At 63.8% G+C, this 17,893-nt stretch carries 18 protein-coding genes and 1 pseudogene; 7 read left to right on the forward strand and 12 right to left on the reverse strand.

Annotated elements, in window-relative coordinates:
* Window positions 1–200: 200 nt before the first annotated feature.
* Together A6723_RS18685 and A6723_RS18690 are read right to left on the reverse strand one after the other, a co-directional pair.
* Window positions 201–1,571, reverse strand: a complete 1,371-nt coding sequence (locus A6723_RS18685; protein WP_064979840.1) for a site-specific integrase — start codon at window positions 1,569–1,571, stop codon at window positions 201–203.
* Window positions 1,572–1,837: 266 nt separating this feature from the next.
* Window positions 1,838–2,560 carry an ABC transporter substrate-binding protein gene (locus A6723_RS18690; RefSeq protein WP_054910534.1) on the reverse strand — a complete coding sequence of 241 codons (723 nt, stop codon included), beginning with the start codon at window positions 2,558–2,560 and terminating at the stop codon, window positions 1,838–1,840.
* Window positions 2,561–2,712: 152 nt separating this feature from the next.
* Between A6723_RS18690 and dnaX the strand changes: the two genes are divergently transcribed.
* The 3 genes from dnaX (at window position 2,713) to recR (ending at window position 6,102) form a co-directional block, all read left to right on the forward strand.
* Window positions 2,713–4,887: a DNA polymerase III subunit gamma/tau gene (gene dnaX / locus A6723_RS18695; protein WP_054910533.1), complete on the forward strand. Its 2,175-nt coding sequence runs from the start codon at window positions 2,713–2,715 to the stop codon at window positions 4,885–4,887.
* 37 nt (window positions 4,888–4,924) lie between these two features.
* A complete protein-coding gene (locus A6723_RS18700; protein ID WP_017516839.1) occupies window positions 4,925–5,251 on the forward strand; it encodes a YbaB/EbfC family nucleoid-associated protein in 327 nt (108 codons plus the stop codon).
* A gap of 251 nt (window positions 5,252–5,502) precedes the next feature.
* Window positions 5,503–6,102, forward strand: coding sequence for a recombination mediator RecR (gene recR / locus A6723_RS18705; protein ID WP_024763918.1), 600 nt, complete (start codon window positions 5,503–5,505; stop codon window positions 6,100–6,102).
* A 47-nt stretch (window positions 6,103–6,149) separates the two neighbouring features.
* Here the strand turns inward: recR and A6723_RS18710 are convergent, their stop codons facing one another.
* On the reverse strand, window positions 6,150–6,593 hold the full coding sequence (locus A6723_RS18710; RefSeq protein ID WP_054910532.1) for a rhodanese-like domain-containing protein: 444 nt from the start codon (window positions 6,591–6,593) through the stop codon (window positions 6,150–6,152).
* A 93-nt stretch (window positions 6,594–6,686) separates the two neighbouring features.
* Here A6723_RS18710 and ftrA point away from each other — a divergent pair, with 93 nt between their 5' ends.
* Complete coding sequence (ftrA, locus tag A6723_RS18715; RefSeq protein ID WP_054910531.1) at window positions 6,687–7,655, forward strand: transcriptional regulator FtrA; 969 nt, start codon at window positions 6,687–6,689, stop codon at window positions 7,653–7,655.
* A gap of 75 nt (window positions 7,656–7,730) precedes the next feature.
* Window positions 7,731–8,879, forward strand: coding sequence for an acyl-CoA dehydrogenase family protein (locus tag A6723_RS18720; protein ID WP_054910530.1), 1,149 nt, complete (start codon window positions 7,731–7,733; stop codon window positions 8,877–8,879).
* A gap of 13 nt (window positions 8,880–8,892) precedes the next feature.
* Here the strand turns inward: A6723_RS18720 and A6723_RS18725 are convergent, their stop codons facing one another.
* The 3 genes and pseudogenes from A6723_RS18725 to A6723_RS18735 form a co-directional block, all read right to left on the reverse strand.
* Window positions 8,893–9,432, reverse strand: a complete 540-nt coding sequence (locus tag A6723_RS18725) for a CbrC family protein (protein ID WP_054910538.1) — start codon at window positions 9,430–9,432, stop codon at window positions 8,893–8,895.
* A gap of 163 nt (window positions 9,433–9,595) precedes the next feature.
* Window positions 9,596–10,486 carry an SDR family oxidoreductase gene (locus A6723_RS18730; protein ID WP_054910529.1) on the reverse strand — a complete coding sequence of 297 codons (891 nt, stop codon included), beginning with the start codon at window positions 10,484–10,486 and terminating at the stop codon, window positions 9,596–9,598.
* Window positions 10,483–12,074, reverse strand: a pseudogene (locus tag A6723_RS18735) (flavin-containing monooxygenase). Before A6723_RS18735 ends, A6723_RS18730 begins: the two are co-directional and overlap by 4 nt.
* 77 nt (window positions 12,075–12,151) lie before the next feature.
* On the opposite strand from A6723_RS18735, the gene A6723_RS18740 reads away from it, so the two are divergent.
* Entirely contained in the window at window positions 12,152–12,847 is a 696-nt protein-coding gene (locus tag A6723_RS18740; protein WP_054910527.1) for a TetR family transcriptional regulator, read from the forward strand.
* A gap of 26 nt (window positions 12,848–12,873) precedes the next feature.
* A complete protein-coding gene (locus tag A6723_RS18745) occupies window positions 12,874–13,269 on the forward strand; it encodes a GFA family protein (protein ID WP_054910526.1) in 396 nt (131 codons plus the stop codon).
* 18 nt (window positions 13,270–13,287) lie between these two features.
* Here A6723_RS18745 and A6723_RS18750 read toward each other — a convergent pair whose 3' ends face one another.
* The 6 genes from A6723_RS18750 to A6723_RS18775 all read right to left on the reverse strand — a co-directional run bounded on the left by A6723_RS18750 (window position 13,288) and on the right by A6723_RS18775 (window position 17,622).
* Window positions 13,288–13,587, reverse strand: a complete 300-nt coding sequence (locus tag A6723_RS18750) for a cyd operon YbgE family protein (protein WP_054910525.1) — start codon at window positions 13,585–13,587, stop codon at window positions 13,288–13,290.
* Entirely contained in the window at window positions 13,574–13,681 is a 108-nt protein-coding gene (gene cydX / locus A6723_RS18755; protein ID WP_024763928.1) for a cytochrome bd-I oxidase subunit CydX, read from the reverse strand. The genes A6723_RS18750 and cydX overlap by 14 nt, the downstream gene beginning before the upstream one ends.
* Before the next feature lie 12 nt (window positions 13,682–13,693).
* A complete protein-coding gene (gene cydB / locus A6723_RS18760) occupies window positions 13,694–14,833 on the reverse strand; it encodes a cytochrome d ubiquinol oxidase subunit II (protein ID WP_024763929.1) in 1,140 nt (379 codons plus the stop codon).
* 7 nt (window positions 14,834–14,840) lie between these two features.
* Entirely contained in the window at window positions 14,841–16,418 is a 1,578-nt protein-coding gene (locus A6723_RS18765) for a cytochrome ubiquinol oxidase subunit I (RefSeq protein ID WP_054910524.1), read from the reverse strand.
* Window positions 16,415–16,621 carry a cytochrome oxidase putative small subunit CydP gene (gene cydP / locus A6723_RS18770; RefSeq protein ID WP_054910523.1) on the reverse strand — a complete coding sequence of 69 codons (207 nt, stop codon included), beginning with the start codon at window positions 16,619–16,621 and terminating at the stop codon, window positions 16,415–16,417. The genes A6723_RS18765 and cydP overlap by 4 nt, the downstream gene beginning before the upstream one ends.
* A gap of 170 nt (window positions 16,622–16,791) precedes the next feature.
* On the reverse strand, window positions 16,792–17,622 hold the full coding sequence (locus tag A6723_RS18775; RefSeq protein WP_054910522.1) for a metal-dependent hydrolase: 831 nt from the start codon (window positions 17,620–17,622) through the stop codon (window positions 16,792–16,794).
* Window positions 17,623–17,893: the final 271 nt, after the last annotated feature.

The following is a 17,893-nucleotide window of genomic DNA, read 5'->3' on the forward strand; positions in this document are numbered from 1 at the left end:
TTCGGTTAGTTATCCCCCCGCCAATCGAGGGGAGGGCGAAATTACTCGGGTTTTAGTTGGATGTCAATATCCAGGGGCTCTCAACGGAAGGAATAGAGTTGAAAGAACTCCAAGGTACCTCAGGCGTCGACTATCTAGGCCGCACGGGATGGCTCTCCAAGGCATCAAGAATGACCATCCAGCGCTACGGCAGGAGGTGATTATCTTGGAGTGCCAATCCTTGGTTGAGCTGCTTTCTTTGTCATGCTGCCCGGGATTTTCTTGATTGCACGAGTCATCTCTTTAATTGGTACTCGACTCCCATAAATCCCAAACGTTACTGAATCATCAGCATGCCCAAGCAGTTGCTTAATGATTGAGTCCTGAACTCCTGCCTCGCGTAGGTCATCTACAAATGTATGACGGAAGCTATGGAATGTTTTCTTCGGATCGTTGACCCCAAGCTTGTTCCGATACCGGCCAAACCATTTTGAGGGCCCGTAACCGTATTTTCCTCTCACAGCTTCAAGCTGAGGGAAGACTCGGGAGGCTCCAGAGGCTCGCACCGAGTCGATATACGTTTGGATGCCCAGCTCCAAGAGCATCGGATGGATAGGAATAATCCTTCGACTGCTGCGGTTCTTGAGCTTCTGTCCGTCGCGACGATCATCTATTCGAATGCAAGAGGTTCCTTGAACCGAGCAGAAGTCATCGATATGAAGCTGGCAGATTTCCTCTAGGCGGGCTCCCGTGAACCGTCCAAGTAGGGGAAGCCAGAACCTCCATGGGTGCTTCCTAGCCTCTCGGCGAAGTGTGTTGAGGTCCAGCAATACCAAAAGGTCGGACGAGGCGAAGGACAGGCGAGCTTCCTTGGCTGCACCAATCATTACCTTCACACCAGCGAGCGGATTCTGATTGATGTACCCGTTGGACTTGCACCAGTTGAAGAATGCCGTGAGCTTCCGTAAGCGATTGTTGATCGTCACTGCGGTGATGGTTGGGTAAGTCATTGTCGAATCGACAATCTGCCTTAAGGTCATGCCTTTGAATTCTGGGCGTTGAGAGAAATACTGTGGCAGCCTGCTGAGCCGGTGCTTTAAGAGCCTTGCATGCTCGGAGCCGAAAGCGGAAACAGGCATGTCATCCATCAGCTCGAAGAAATCTCGCAACGCCCTTTGCACGTCTAGTGTGTTTGCCTCTCTCCAGGCCCCACTGGTTTCACCTTCCTTTATATAGAGTTTCGACAGCGCGCTCAGTGCCCCTTGGGTGGTGGCAGGGCGTGGCAGATCAGGCATCGGTACAAAGGTCTGCATTGGGAGCGGAATGCAGAGCGATTGGTCGGAAGTGGCCGAGTGCTGTTGAACCTCGTCTCGCCATTCGATGCACAATCGACGCAGTTCCTCGGGAGAGCTAAGGGGATTAGCAGCGAGGTGTAGGTAAACCCGTTGGGCTATCCTGCTTGCCTTGAACAAGGCTTCCCGCCTGCTTCTCAGGTCGAGGCTAATTCGAATGGTGTTGCGTTGGCGGTGTAGGTGCTTGGGCAGCCTTAGATTGAGGTAATAGACGGCACCGCGACGGAGGATGAAAGCCATGGGTATGACACCTGAGTGGTACAGCAGGGTGTGACAGTGCAGCCACCTCCATAGCTTTCAGGACCGATTCTCTACGCGAACTTCGGATGGGAAAGTCTTGAAGGTCACGCCCCACAAGGCTTTCAGCGATGCATCTCCACATTTACATGGCATCGGAAATATTCAGCCAATACAACGGGAAATACTCTGCCGAGGGCTGGCGGGGCCGCCTCCATTTCGGGGCCTGGAAAATGGCCCGCCTCGCGTCCTGTCGAGCGCTGCCCGTCTCAGCGGTAGTGATCCAGGATCTGCTCGATCTTCCCCGACGCCTTGATCTTCGCCAGCACCGAGAGCACCTCCTCGGCGCGGACTTCGGGCGCGTCCAGCACCATGCACGACAGCGGGGTCTCCTCGATCACGCTGGCGGTTCTCAGGCGCTCCGCCTCGGGCAGATCACGGTTGAACCAGTTCAGCGCGAACTCACTGCTGATCGCATATTGATAACGTCCGATGCGCAGCTTCTTCAGCACCAGCTCCTGGTTGCGCGCGTCGTCGCGGATCAGCCAGTGGCTGTCCAAAAGCGGCTGCAGGCGTGGGTAGTGGTAGCCCAGCACCGTGCCGATGGACTGGCTGGGGAGGGTTTCGAGGTTGTCCGCAGGGGCGTCGCGGACCACCAGCAGGTCGCGCTGCAACATCAATGGTGCCGTCCAGCGGTAGTCCTTGAACTCGTGCTCGATCCAGGTGCGCGAGACGTAGCAGCGCACGTCCACGGAGTGAGTGAGCAGCGCCTGTTCGATGCGGGCGCGGGGCACGATGTGGAACGCTGGTGTCCGTCCAAGCTCGTGTGCCGTCTCGTTGAACAGCTCGAACAGGATGCCGCCGGTCAGTTCGCCATTTTCGATCTGCGCCAGCGGCATCGCCCAGCTGTCGACCACCGAGAAGCGCAGGGGACGGTCGTCGGCCTGGGCGAGGGTGGCGGTCAGCAGCAGGGCGGTGGCGAGGAAGCGCATCAAGGCTCCGTTGATGGCAGAACGACGACACAATGCCGTGTAGCCCGGCCCTTGCCAAGATGCGACAACGTCCGGTGCGGACATCGAGTGCAATTTACGGTCCGCTTCGCTAGGATTAGCGCACTTCTGCTCACCTGTCGCGATGGATTTCAATGAGTTATCAGGTTCTTGCCCGCAAATGGCGTCCGCGCTCGTTCCGCGAAATGGTCGGCCAGACCCATGTGCTCAAGGCCCTGATCAACGCGCTGGACAATCAGCGCCTGCACCACGCCTACCTATTCACCGGCACCCGCGGCGTGGGCAAGACCACCATCGCGCGCATCCTGGCCAAGTGCCTGAACTGCGAGACCGGGGTCAGCTCCACTCCGTGCGGACAGTGCTCGGTGTGCCGCGAGATCGATGAGGGCCGTTTCGTCGACCTGATCGAAGTCGACGCCGCCAGCCGCACCAAGGTCGAGGATACCCGCGAGCTGCTCGACAACGTGCAGTACTCGCCGAGCCGCGGGCGCTACAAGGTCTACCTGATCGACGAAGTGCACATGCTCTCCAGCCACAGCTTCAACGCCCTGTTGAAGACCCTGGAGGAGCCGCCGCCCCATGTGAAGTTCCTGCTCGCCACCACCGACCCGCAGAAGCTGCCGGTCACCATCCTCTCGCGCTGCTTGCAGTTCTCCCTGAAGAACATGCCGCCGGAGCGCGTGGTGGAACACCTGACCCACGTGCTGGGCGCCGAGAACGTGCCGTTCGAGGACGATGCGTTGTGGCTGCTCGGCCGCGCTGCCGACGGCTCCATGCGTGACGCCATGAGCCTCACCGACCAGGCCATCGCCTTCGGCGAAGGCAAGGTGCTGGCCGCCGATGTGCGCGCCATGCTCGGCACCCTGGATCACGGGCAAGTCTACGGCGTGCTTCATGCGCTGCTGGAAGGCGATGCCCGCGCGTTGCTGGAGGCGGTACGCCACCTGGCCGAGCAGGGCCCGGACTGGGGCGGCGTGCTGGCCGAGATACTCAACGTGTTGCACCGCGTGGCCATTGCCCAGGCGCTGCCCGAAGCGGTGGACAACGGCCAGGGCGACCGCGACCGTGTGCTGGCGCTGGCCCAGGCCTTGCCAGCCGAGGACGTGCAGTTCTACTACCAGATGGGCCTGATCGGCCGCCGCGACCTGCCGCTGGCGCCCGATCCCCGTGGTGGCTTCGAGATGGTCCTGTTGCGCATGCTGGCGTTCCGCCCGGCGGATGCCGACGGCGCACCGAGGTCACCACTAAAGGACCTGGGGATCAGCAAGGCCACGGCTGATTCCAACCAGAACCCAGTGGCCGGCGCCGCCGTTGCGGCGCCGGTTGCATCCATTGCTGCTCCGGCTGTTGCGCCTGCACCGGTAGTGCCGGTAGTGCCGGTTGCTGCGGTTGTGCCTGCTGTTGCCGCGCCTCAGCCGGCTCCGGCTCCGGCTGCGCAAGCCGAACCTGTCGTTGCGTCGACTCCGGTTGTCCAACCTGTGCCTGTGCCTGAGCCGGCTCCGGTGGAGCCGGAAGCCGCCGTGCAACTCGAGCCGACGGCGCCGGTTGCCGAACCGGAACAAGCCGTCGCCGAGGCGCCGATCGATCTGCCGTGGGACGAACCTGCCGCACCGGTTGCCGCGGTTCCAGCGCCAGTCGAGACTGCTGCACCTGCACCTGCACCTGCACCTGCACCTGCACCTGCACCTGCAGTTGCAGTTGCCACGCCGGCACCGGCGGAAGCGCCTGCGCCCAAGGTCGAAGAGCCGGCCCCGATGATCGCCGAAGTTCCGGCCGAGGACGACGACCGCGATGACGAGCCGCCGCCCGCCGAGGACTACTACGAAGTCGACATGGAGTCCTACGGCTACCTCGAAAACGAGGCGCCGCAGGAGCAGGCCGAGCCCGAACCCGAGCCAGCTGCCATGCCGGCAACCGGCCTGGCTGCCGAGTGGCTGGACCTGTTCCCGCGCCTGGGCCTGGCCGGCCTGACCGCCAGCATCGGCGCAAACTGCACGCTGGTCGCCGTCGAGGGCGATACCTGGCACCTGCACCTGGATCCGGGCCAGAGCGCGCTGTTCAACGCGACCCAGCAGCGTCGCCTGAACGATGCGCTGAACCAGTTCCACGGCCGCACGCTGACCCTTCAGGTGACCCAGCAGAAGCCCGAGCAGGAAACCCCGGCCCAGGCCGCCGCGCGCAAGCGCGCCGAGCGCCAGCGCCAGGCCGAGGCGTCGATCGCCGCCGACCCTTATGTGCTACAGATGAAGCAACAGTTCGCCGCGGTCGTCCGCGACGGTACTATCGAACCCCTGGAGGCCAAGGCTTGAGCCTGGGTCGACGACTGAACGAATCGAGGAACTCGACATGATGAAAGGTGGCATGGCCGGCCTGATGAAGCAGGCCCAGCAGATGCAGGAAAAGATGCAGAAGATGCAGGAAGAGCTGGCCAACGCCGAAGTGACCGGTCAATCCGGCGCCGGCCTGGTGAGCGTGGTGATGACCGGTCGCCACGACGTCAAGCGCGTCTCCCTGGATGACAGCCTGATGCAGGAAGACAAGGAAATCCTCGAGGACCTGATCGCCGCCGCGGTGAACGATGCCGTGCGCAAGATCGAGCAGAACAACCAGGAGAAGATGTCCGGCATGACCGCTGGCATGCAATTGCCGCCCGGCTTCAAAATGCCTTTCTGAGTTTGATCGTGCCGCCCATGCCCGGTGCATGGCGGCGTTGCCGTCGGGTTCGGAATCCTCATGTGCTGCAGCACACTCCACTTCCTCACCCGACGGCGCCTTGCCCTGCTTGGGCCTGAGCGGCCCGTGGGCTGACTTCTTCGTTTCCTGTTTTCCAAAAAGAGAACGCACTTGCCTTCCGGCTTGCCAAGTATGTGAGCGCGAACCGTGCGTTCCTTCGTTCTAATACTCCCGAAATTCGAGACCGCCCCATGAGCTTCACGCCGCTGATCCGCCAACTGATCGACGCCCTGCGCACCCTGCCCGGAGTGGGGCAGAAGAGTGCCCAGCGCATGGCGCTGCAGCTGTTGGAGCGTGATCGCAGCGGCGGCCTGCGCCTGGCGCAGGCGCTGACCCAGGCGATGGAAGGCGTTGGCCACTGCAAGCAGTGCCGTACGCTGTCGGAAGACGAGTTCTGCCCGCAGTGCACCGACCCGCGCCGCGATGACAGCCTGCTGTGCGTGGTGGAAGGGCCGCTGGACGTGTTTGCTGTCGAGCAGACCGGTTATCGCGGCCGCTACTTCGTGCTCAAGGGACACCTGTCGCCGCTGGATGGCCTGGGCCCGGAAGCCATCGGCATTCCTGAGCTTGAGGCGCGAATCAAGGCCGGCAGTTTCAGCGAGATCATTCTCGCCACCAACCCCACGGTGGAAGGCGAGGCGACCGCCCACTACATCGCCCAGTTGCTGGGCGGCGGTGACCTGGTGCTGTCGCGCATCGCCCACGGCGTGCCGCTGGGTGGCGAACTGGAACTGGTGGACGGCGGCACGCTGGCCCACGCCCTGGCAGGACGCCGGCCGATCAGCAACTGACAGATTCGAACAAGGCCGGAGAGATTCCGGCCTTGTTGCATTCGGAGTCAGCAGGCGCAGCTGATGCCATGACTGTCGGCACGCCGCGATTCCTCCACTGCGCCAACCAGCGCCAGCCCCTCGTCCAGCCAGCCAGTCACGCCACCGATCATCTCCTTCACCGGCAGGCCCAGCGCTGCGAGCTTAGCGGCAGCGCGGTGCACGCCGTTGCAGTGCGGGCCTGCGCAGTAGACGACGAACAGGGTACCCGCCGGAAACTGCGCCATGCGTCGTGCGTCGATCTCCCGTGTTGGCAGGTTCAGCGCGCCGGGTACATGGCCACGGGCGAAGGCAGCGGCGTTGCGCACATCGAGCAGGACGAAATCCTGCTCGCCGTTCTGCAGGGCGTCGTTCACGTCCGAGCAGTCGGTCTCGAAGGCCAGCCGATGGCTGAAATGGACAAGGGCGTCGGCGGGCAGGGCGGCGGGGAATTGGCTGACAAGGCTTGGCATGACAAGGCTCCTGGGGAAGATGGGACCACTGTATGCAGCCGTGAAAGCCGGCTAAAGTGGCGGGCTGGACAGTGATCGGAAGTTTTCCGCCAAATGCAGCGCGATCCCCTCGCAGTGGCCGTTCTCGCTTACGACGGCCTGTGCACCTTCGAGTTCGGCATCGCCGTTGAGATCTTCGGCCTGCCGCGCCCGGAATTCGACTTTCCCTGGTACTGCCACCGCATCGTTGCCGTCGACGCCGGACCGATGCGCGCCATGGGCGGCATCCACGTGCTGGCCGATGGCGGGCTGGAGGCGCTCGAAACGGCTGGCACTATCATCGTGCCGGGCTGGCGGGACCGCGCCGAGGCGCCGTCCGCCGAGCTGGTACAGGCGCTGCGCAAGGCCCACGACCAGGGCGCACGGCTGCTGTCGATCTGCTCGGGCGTCTTCGTCCTGGCAGCCACCGGTTTGCTCGACGGCCAGCGTGCCACCACGCACTGGCGCTATGCCGAGGAACTGGCCGAACGCTTCCCTGGCATCGATGTGGATGCGCAAGTGCTCTATGTCGATGCCGGACAGGTGATTACCTCCGCCGGCAGTGCAGCGGGCATCGATGCCTGCCTGCATCTGGTGGCGCGGGATTTCGGCGTACAGGTGGCCAATAACGTGGCCCGCCGGCTGGTCATGTCGCCGCAACGTGCCGGCGGCCAGGCGCAGTTCATCCCCGCGCCCGTGGCCCAGGCGCCCCGGCACGATCTCGCCGGGCTGCTGGATTGGGCCCGCCAGCGTCTGGACCGATCGATCTCGGTGGGCGAACTGGCCAGCCGCGTGGCGATGAGCGAACGCACTTTCCTGCGCCGCTTCAGCGAAGCCACTGGCATGACGCCCAAGGCGTGGTTGCAGCACGAGCGTATGGCGCGAGCCCGTGAACTGCTGGAAGGCAGCACCGACAGCGTCGAGCGAATCGCCGAGCAATGCGGCTTCGGCACCGTGGAAAGCTTCCGCAACGCCTTTCGTGGCGCGGCCGGGGTGGCACCATCGATTTACCGCGAGCGATTCGGGACGGCGCATCTGTCCTAGCCGATGGCGGGTGTCTCGCCTTGTAAACCAAGCAAGCGCTAGGTAAGTTTCACGCAAACCGTCTGGAGCCTTGCCATGTCCGTGTTCACCGAGTACTTCGATGACAGCCACCGCCTGGTCCGCGACAGCGTACGGCGCTTCGTCGAGCGGGAAATCCTGCCCCATGTCGCTGACTGGGAGGAGACCGAGGAGTTTCCCCGCGAGCTTTACCGCAAGGCCGGCGAGGCGGGCATCCTTGGCATCGGCTATCCGGAGGCGCTTGGCGGCAGCCACGAGGGCGATCTGTTCGCCAAGGTGGCAGCCAGCGAAGAGCTGATGCGCTGCGGCTCCGGTGGGCTGGTGGCGGGGCTGGGCTCGCTGGATATCGGCCTGCCGCCCTTGATCAAGTGGGGCCGCCCGGAGCTGCGTGAACGCATCGCGCCGCAGGTGCTGGCTGGCGAGAAGATCATGGCGCTGGCGGTCACCGAGCCGTCCGGTGGCTCCGACGTAGCCAGCCTGAAGACCCGCGCCGTGCGTGATGGCGACCACTACCGCGTGAGCGGCAGCAAGACCTTCATCACCAGCGGCGTGCGCGCTGACTACTACACCGTGGCCGTCCGCACTGGCGGCGACGGCTTTGGTGGCGTCAGCCTGCTGCTGGTGGAGAAGGGCACTCCCGGCTTCACGGTCAGCCGCAAGCTGAAGAAGATGGGTTGGTGGGCATCGGACACCGCCGAACTGTTCTTCGACGACTGCAAGGTGCCGGCGGAAAACCTGATCGGCGCCGAAAACATGGGCTTCGCCTGCATCATGGCGAACTTCCAGAGCGAGCGCCTGGCGCTGGCGATCATGGCCAACATGACTGCGCAGCTCGCCCTGGATGAAGCGCTGGCGTGGTGCCGCGAGCGCGAGGCGTTCGGCAAGCCGATCGGTAAGTTCCAGGTGCTCAAGCATCGCTTGGCGGAAATGGCCACTCAGGTCGAAGTGTCCCGAGAGTTCACCTATCGGCAGGCGGCGAAGATGGCGGTGGGCAAGAGCGTGATCAAGGAAATCTCCATGGCCAAGAACTTCGCTACCGACATCGCCGACCGGGTGACCTACGACGCGGTGCAGGTGCTGGGTGGCATGGGCTACATGCGCGAGAGCCTGGTGGAGCGGCTGTACCGCGACAACCGCATCCTCTCCATCGGCGGCGGCACGCGGGAGATCATGAACGAAATCATCGCCAAGCAGATGGGGCTTTGAGATGCCCTGGGGCTCAGGTGAAGTCCATCCCGTAGTGCGTCTTGCCGCAATGCAGGCAGCGGAAGTGATAGATCGCCGGGTTGCCCGCTGGCTCGTAGTGCTCGATCACCTGTAGCCAGGTTTTTTCCGGCCAGCCGAAGTCGGCGAAGTGCCCGGCCAGTTCGGCGGCGCCGAGGGCGATGATGTCCTCCCGCCTGGCGTCGCCGTGGAAGGCGCAGGCGTCGCCGCAACAGTTCAGCCAATGCTCTTGCTGCCAGGAGGCGAACCCCGGCGTGCGTTCGCAGACTTCGCGCACCACGGCATCAGGGACTCCGGCGTCCAGCAGCGGATAGTCATCGGCGAAGCTGGCCTCGAAACGCTCTGCAGCGCTGCCGTCGGCGATGCACCAGGGACACAGGCAGTTTTCCGGCAGGTCGTGTCGTGTGTACACCGAGGCGGTGTAGACGTAGCCGCGCTTTTGTCCGCAACACAGGCAGGTTTCTGCCGAGGCAACCACGCTACCGGTGGAAAGCGGTTCGGGGTGGTAGCGGAAGGCGGGCAGTGTCTGGCTCATGGTCGTCATCCCTGGTGTTGTTCCTTGGCAGCGGCTTGCCAGTATAAACAGCGATAAGCGAATGACGGGGCGGCCTGGCAACGGAAAAAAACGGCGCCCATCCGGGGGTAAGGGGGATGGGCGCCGGTCCGACAGGGAAAAAGGGACTCGTGAGATTGGCCCGCTACTTGGCCTCGTAGCCCTCGGCGGCTGGCTTGCGCTTGGGTTTCGGAGCGAAGCGCTTGGCCAGCTTCATGCTGCCGGTGACCACCTTCTGGTACCAGACCGGCAGCAGGCGCAGCATCACGTCGATGGCGTGGGCATCCGGGCCGATCAGGATGCGCCGCGAATCACGCTCTACGCCGCGAATGATCACCTGCGCAGCTTTCTGCGGCGTAGTGCGCAGCAACTGGTCGTTGAACTGGGTGCGGGCCTGCTCGGCGTTCTGCCCGGTGACCTTGACCATGCTGTCGTTCATCCGCGCGGTCTTGGCGATATTGGTCTTGATGCCGCCGGGGTGAACACAGCTGGCCGAAACGCCTGCGCGCTCCATGTCCAGCTCCTGGCGCAGCGACTCGGTGAAGCCGCGTACGGCGAACTTGGTAGCGTTGTAGGCACTCATACCCGGCTGGGAGAACAGCCCGAACACGCTGGAAACGTTGACGATGTGGCCGTCACCGGATGCCTTCAGGTGTGGCAGGAAGGCCTTGGTGCCGTAGACCACGCCCCAGAAGTTGATGTTGGTGATCCACTCGTACTCTTCATAGTCGCTGGCTTCCACGGTGCCGGCGTGGGCGACGCCGGCGTTGTTGAACACCAGGTTGACCTTGCCGTGCTCGCGGGCGGCCTTGTCGGCCCAGGCATGCACCTGCTCGCGGTCGGCGACGTTCACGGTGTCGAGGGACACGCGCACGCCGGTGGAGGAGAGCAGTTGGCGGGTTTCTTCCAGGCCCGCGGCATTCACGTCCGCCAGGGCCAGGTGGCAGCCGCGGGAGGCTAGTTCGATGGCCAGGGCGCGACCGATGCCCGAACCCGCGCCGGTGATCGCGGCAACCTTGTTCTCGAAGTTCTTCATGCCGGCACCTCTTCTGCGTGGCGTTGGGGTTGGACGACAGGGCTGGACAGCGGCTTGGACTTCAAATGATAGGCGCTGGGATCGAATTGGCTGGTCAGCGCGCGGAAGCGCCAGGTGAAGCCCGGCCATAGAGTGCAGTTGCGCCCGCTCACCGGGTGCAGGTACCAGCTCTTGCAGCCGCCGGTGTTCCACACGCTGTGGTTGAGGCCGCGCTGCAGCTTGGCGTTCCACTGGTCCTGGACGTCGCTCTTGACCTCCACGCTCTGCAGCTCGCGGCGGTCCATCAGCTTGATGGCGCCCAGCACGTAGGAGATCTGCGACTCGATCATGTAGACCATGGAGTTGTGGCCCAGACCGGTGTTCGGGCCCATGAGGAAGAACAGGTTGGGGAAGCCGCGGGTCATGGTGCCCTTGTAGGCTTCCGGGCCGTTCTGCCAGGTATCGAGCAGGTCCACGCCATCCTTGCCGAATACCACGCCACGCGGGATCGGGTCGTTGGCGGTGAAGCCGGTGCCGAAGATGATGGCATCCACCTGCCGCTCGCGACCGTCAGCGGTGATGATGCTGCCGGCCTTGATCTCGCGGATGCCGTCGACGATCACCGAGGCGTTGGAGGCGGCCAGTGCCGGGTAGTAGTTGTGCGACATGAGCACGCGTTTGCAGCCGATGGTGTAGTCCGGGGTCAGCTTGCGGCGCAGGTCCGGGTCCTTGACCTGCTGGCGGATGAAGCGCTCGGCCAGCCTGCCCACCAGTTTCATCGCCCAGGGCGCGAAGGTGAAGCCCAGCACACGGCCTTCGAGCATGCTGTAGAGGGCGCCGCGCCAGAGCTTCTGTACCGCCGGGAAGTGACGGAAGCGCGCACGCTCCTTCTCGCTGATGGCGCGGTCCGGCTTCGGCAGGATCCACGGTGCGGTGCGCTGGTAGAGGTCGAGCTTGGCCACCAGCGGCTGGATTTCCGGGACGAACTGGATGGCCGAGGCGCCGGTGCCGATCACCGCCACGCGCTTGCCCTTGAGGTCATAGTCATGGTCCCACTGCTGCGAGTGGAAGGCCTTGCCCTGGAAGTTCTCCAGGCCCTTGAGCGCCGGGATGGACGGAATCGACAGGGCGCCCATGCCCGAGACCACGGCCTTGGCGGTGTAGTGGTTGCCGGCGGCGTCGAACAGGTGCCAGAGCTGCTGCTCGTCGCTCCACTCGAAACGCGCCATCTCGGTGTTGAGCAGCGTCTTGTCTTCCAGCCGGTACTTCTTCCAGCAGTTCTCCAGGTAGGCGCGGATCTCCGGCTGGCGGGCGAACATGCGCGTCCAGTCCGGGTTCGGCTCGAAGGAGAAGGAGTACACGTGGGACTGCACGTCGCAGGCGCAGCCCGGGTAGTTGTTGACCCGCCAGGTGCCGCCGACACCGGCGTCCTTTTCGAACAGCAGGAAATCGTTCTCGCCTTCCTGCTTCAGGCGGATCGCCATGCCCAGGCCGGAAAACCCGGTACCGATGATGGCGACCTTGCAGTGTCGGGGGGCAGTCTTTGGTTGGGTTCTCACAACCGTACTCATGGCCACGCTCCTGTTATGATTATTGCTGGCGTATACAACTGTCTACGTGATAGGAATGTAGACATCTGTATACCTGCGCAACAACCAACCTTCGGTGGGGTCGGGCACGAAACTCATGGAAATCGGACAGGAAGAACGGCCGGCGGAAGCGGCGGGTAAGCGAGCGCTCATCGATGCCGCGCTGCGCCTGGCGGCCAGCCGACGCAGCCTGAGCAGCCTCGGGCTACGGGAGCTGGCGCGGGAAGCGGGACTGAACCCGAACACCTTCTATCGGCACTTCGGTGACGTGGATGACCTGGGCCTGGCGATCATCCGTGACATCGCCACCCAGTTGCGCCAGCCGTTGCGCGACCTGCGCCGCGAGGCTGCCGAACGTGCCCTGCCGGGGGCAGGCGCGGCCAGCGTGCCGTTCGGCCTGGACTTTGAACGCGGCCAGCGCGTGACCCGGGAGACGGTGCGGCTGTTCTTCGATTTCGTCGAGCGCAACCCGCAGGCCTTCATCATCGGCGTGCGCGAGCTGCACGGGCCGTCGCCGGTGCTGCGCGAAGCGCTGGCGCGGGTGATGGACGAGTTCGGCGAGGACATGGCCGAAGACATCCGCCAATTCCATCTGCTGCCGGACGTCGAGGTGGGCGAACTGGACCAGTTGTCGCGGCTGATCAGCCGGCAGCTGTTCCAGCAGTCGCTGGACTACCTGGAGCGTCCACCGGAATTGCGTGAAGAAGTCTGCGCCCTGGCCGAGCGACAAATCCTGTTGCTCTTCACCGGTGTCGCGGTGCTGCAGACCTTCGGCATGCTGGCTAGGCTCTGAGTCTTTGCTGGTTGTGGGAGATTGCCATGTTGCCTTTGCCCCTGTTCGGCGGCTGCGCCTGCGGCGCGGTGCGCTACCGCGTGGATGCGCAACCGGAGGAAACCGGCTATTGCCACTGCCGCATCTGCCAGAAGGCCAATGCCGCGCCGGCGGTGCCCTGGGCGGTGATTCCGCTGACGGGGTTCGCCTACACCGCCGGCGAACTCGGCCTGTGGCGCTCCAGTGAAGACGGCGAGCGGCGCTTCTGCGTGAAGTGCGGTACGCCCATGGAGTTCCGCGTGCGTGACGGTGAAACGGTAGGGCTGAACATCGTCACCCTGGACGAGCCGGAGCGGATCGAGCCGCAGTGTCACGTATGGTGTTCGTCGCAGCTGTCGTGGTTCGACACGGCCGATGACCTGCCGCGGCGCTCCGAGGGTTGAAATGAGCCCGTCGTGGTTCTACAGGCCCAATTGCGCCTTGAGCAGGAGCGCGTAGCCCAGCGCCATCAGTGCCCAGCCGCACAGCGGCCCGAACACCCCGCGCCAGGGCAGGCTGCGTGGGTCGAAGCCCACCCCATGGACGAAACCGGCGCTGACCCCGAGCATCGCCAGCATCAGCAGGCCATGGCTGTAGCGGCCCTGGGTGTCGAGCATGGCGGTGGGATGGATCAGCAGGACAAGCGCCAGGGGAATTGCCAGCAGCAGTGACAGGGTGCGGCTGGCGGGGTGGCGCAGGAGGGCTGCGTCAGTCGTCGTCACTGTCCAGATCCTGGGTGGTTTCCAGCCACAGCGCATTGATGATGCCGAAGCTGCAGGCCAGCAGGACGCCGAGTATCCAGGTGAAGTACCACATGCGGTTGCTCCTTCAGTAGAGGCCGTGGGAGTTGGCTTCGATGTGCTTGCGGTTCAGGCGGCCCCACATCTTCACGTAGCCCCACAGCGTGTAGCAGAGGATCAGCGGCACGAAGATGCAGGCCACGACGAACATGATGCCCAGGGTCTTGTGGCTGGAAACCGCGTCCCACATCGTGAGGCTCGCCGCCGGGTTCTCGCTGGAGGGGAAGACGAAGGGAAACAGCGCAAAGCCTGCCGTGCACAGGGTGCCGATGATTGCCAGGGCGCTGCCCAGGAAGGTCAGGCCGCCGCGCCCGCCGCTGGCCGCGGCCAGGGCCAGCAGGCCGCCGAGGATGCCGACGATGGGAGCGGCGATGGTCGCGGGGTAGGCGTGGTAGTTGGCCAGCCAGCCGGCGTTAGACAGCGCAACTTCCTTGTTCAACGGGTTCAGCACCGCATTGCCGTCGATGCTCGAGAGCAGGGCGAAGCCGTTCATGCCCAGGCTGACCCAGGCACCGGCAGCGATGAAGGTCAGCAGGTAGACCAGTGCGCACAACTGCGCGGCCCGCCTGGAGCGCTCAGCCAGTTCTCCGTCGGTGCGCAGCATCAGCCAGGCGCCGCCGTGCAGGCAGAGCATGCTCAGGCTGACCACTCCGGCGAGCAGGGCAAAGGGGTTGAGCAGGGCGAAGAAGCTGCCGTGGTAGGACGGCCGCATCATCTCATCGAGGGTGAAAGGCAGGCCCTGGAACAGGTTGCCGAAGGCCACGCCGAACACCAGCGCCGGGACGAAGCCACCGACGAACAGCGCCCAGTCCCAGACCGCACGCCAGCGCTGGTTTTCCAATTTGCTGCGGTAGTCGAAACCGACGGGGCGGCAGAACAGGGCGAAGAGCACCAGCAGCATCGCCCAGTACAACCCGGAGAACGCGGTGGCATAGACCATCGGCCAGGCGGCGAACAGGGCGCCGCCGGCGGTGATGAACCAGACCTGGTTGCCGTCCCAGTGCGGGGCGATGGTGTTGATCGCCACCCGTCGTTCGCTGTCGGTCTTTGCCACGAAGGGCATCAGTGCCATGGCGCCCATGTCGAAGCCATCGGTGAGGGCGAAGCCGATCAGCAGCACACCGATCAGCACCCACCAGGTCAGTTTCAGCGTTTCGTAGTCCATGATCGTCTCCTTACGCCGTGGCCGCGCCGCTGGCGGCATGGCCCTGCTCGAAGTGGTAACGGCCGGTGTGCAGGCTCGATGGGCCGAGGCGGGCGAACTTGATCATCAGGTACATCTCCACCACCAGCAGCAGGCTGTAGAAGGCGATCAACGCCAGCAGCGAGCCCCAGACATCGCCGGTGCTGAGGCTGGAAGCCGACAGGTGCACCGGCAGTACCTCACCGATGGACCAGGGCTGGCGGCCGTGTTCGGCGACATACCAGCCGGTCTGCGCGGCCAACCAGGGCAGTGGCAGGCTCCACAGCGCCCATTTGAGCAGCCAGCGCTTGCGCTCCTCGTTCTTGCGCGCCGAGGCGTAGAACGCACAGGCGAACAGGGCGAGCATGAGGAACCCGCAGCCGACCATGATGCGGAAGCTGAAGAACAGGGTGAACACATCGGGGATGGTGTCGAGGGTGGCCAGGCGAATCTGCTCTTCGGTCGCGTCCACCACCTCGGGCGTGTACTTCTTCAGTAGCAGACCGTAACCGAGGTCGTTCTTCACCTGATTGAACTGCGCCAGGGTAGCCTCGGATTTGTCACCGCCGCGCAGCTTCTGCAGCAGGGCATAGGCGGTCATGCCGTGACGGATACGCGCCTCGTGCTGCACCAGCAGGTCCTTGATCCCGGTGACCTCCTTGTCCAGTGAGCGAGTGGCGATCAGGCCGAGCACATAGGGGATCTTGATCGCGTAGTCGGTGCGCTGCTCCTCCTGGTTGGGCAGGCCGATCAGAGTGAAACCGGCGGGGGCGGGGTGGGTTTCCCATTCCGCCTCGATGGCGGCCAGCTTGGTCTTCTGTACGTCGCCGATCTCATAGCCCGACTCGTCGCCAAGAATGATCACCGAGAGGATCGAGGCCAGGCCGAAGGCCGAGGCGATGGCGAAGGATCGCCGGGCGAATCCCTGGTCGCGCTTCTTCAGCAGGTAGTAGCTGGAGATGGCGAGGACGAAGATCGCCCCGGTGACGTAGCCGGCGGCGACGGTATGGACGAACTTGACCTGGGCCACCGGGTTGAACAGCAGCGCACCGAAGTCGGTGAGCTCCATGCGCATGGTCTGGAAGTTGAACTCCGCGCCCACCGGGTTCTGCATCCAGCCATTGGCGATCAGGATCCACAGCGCCGAAAGGTTCGAGCCCAGCGCCACCAGCCAGGTCACCGACAGGTGCTGGACCTTCGACAGGCGGTCCCAGCCGAAGAAGAACAGGCCGATGAAGGTCGATTCGAGGAAGAAGGCCATCAGGCCTTCGATGGCCAGCGGCGCGCCGAAGATGTCACCGACGTAGTGGGAGTAGTAGGCCCAGTTGGTGCCGAACTGGAACTCCATGGTCAGCCCGGTGGTGACCCCCAGGGCGAAGTTGATGCCGAACAGCTTGCCCCAGAACTGGGTCATGTCCTTGTACACCTGCTTGCCGGTCATCACGTAGACCGATTCCATGATCGCCAGCAGGAAGGCCAGGCCGAGGGTCAGCGGCACGAACAGGAAATGGTACATGGCGGTCATCGCGAACTGCAGGCGCGACAGGTCTACGACGGCTTCGGAAATCATCGGGCGCTCTCCTTCTCGGCGTCGCTCGGGCGGCTGTCGCCGAGCAGGTGCTGGCTGGTGACGCGGGAGCCGTCATCGGGGACGGTGGGCTGGTCGAACCAGACGGCCTTGATGACCAGCAGCAGGGTCAGCTTGATCAGCAGGATGAGGGTCAGCTCACGGACGAGCGGAACCTTCCAAGGGGAGGGGGCTTGGTGGGGCATCTAACCTCCTTGGCTCGCAATTCGTGACGTGGTTCTGCTTGAACTGCGCGTTCCATTGGGCTCCGGAAACCCTGCTCAGTGTAGTGACTGGTTGTCGCAGTGCGCGGTGAAAATGAAAAACGCCAGGCGATGCCTGGCGTTTTTCGACGTTGAGGGCGGTTTGGCGAAGATCAGCCGGCGAAGTCCAACTGCTCTTTCCAGCGGGTTTCCAGTGCCTTGGTATCGTGGTCGAAGGGGTGGAAACCGGGACGGAAATAGTCCAGCCAGGGGCGGATCAGGCTGACGAAGTAGCCGCGGCGCGGGTGCAGCAGCACGCCCAGGCCATGCTTCCAGCTGCGCCAGTTGAACAGCTGGCCATCGCGGCGTAGCAGGTTGATCTGGAAACCGGCGATGACGCTGAGGAAGATCACGGTGGTCAGCAGCATGACCGCGGTGCGGGTGAAGTAGCCGCCGTAGACCTGCTGGTAGACATCGTAGGCCACTGCCTTGTGCTCGTTCTCTTCGACGGCATGCCACATCCACAACTTGTACATCTTGTCCGACTTCATCTGGCCGCTCAGGTCTTCACGCTTGAGCAGTTGTTCGGCCATGGTCGCGGTGAAGTGTTCCAGAGCGCAGGTGATCGCCAGCTGATGCTTCTTGGTGGTGACCTTGCTGATGGATTCGAGCAGCACCTTGATGCGCAGTTCCAGGGTTTCCAGGTCGATGCCGTGCTCGTCGGCGTACTCGTTGTAGGCCGCGTGCTCCTTGGAGTGCATGGCCTCCTGGCCGATGAAGGCGCTGACGTCCTTCTGCAGCTGCGGGTCCTGGATGCGCTCGCGCACCGCACGCACGCTGTCGACGAAGAATTTCTCGCCGTAGGGGAACAGCGAAGACAGGTTGTTCATGAAGTGGGTCATGAAGGGCTGCCCGTCCCACCAGTACTTCGGGGTTTCACTGAAGGTGAAATCCATGCGGCGGACCGGGAAGTTGGCGCGGATCGGCGTGGTACTGGCGTTCATGACTAACTCCTTGTTGTTGTGCGGGCGGGAGCGAGGCGCGTGGCAGGTACGGCACCCAGGCAAGCCCTGTCGTTAGTTCGCGATGCCACTTTCGAATGTGTCATCGGTTGATGTCATGTTCGGAGTCTTGTCGGACAATCGCCAGGTCATATCTGGCCGCGGCGGGGTCGTATCAGGCCAAAGCGGCCATCACCAGCCATTGGATGGGGCGCCCGTGCGAACGCCGGAAACGAAAACGGGCGCCGTAGCGCCCGTTGTCGGAAACAGCGCC

The organism is Pseudomonas sp. AU11447, assembly GCF_001672555.2.
GTDB lineage: Bacteria > Pseudomonadota > Gammaproteobacteria > Pseudomonadales > Pseudomonadaceae > Pseudomonas > Pseudomonas nitroreducens.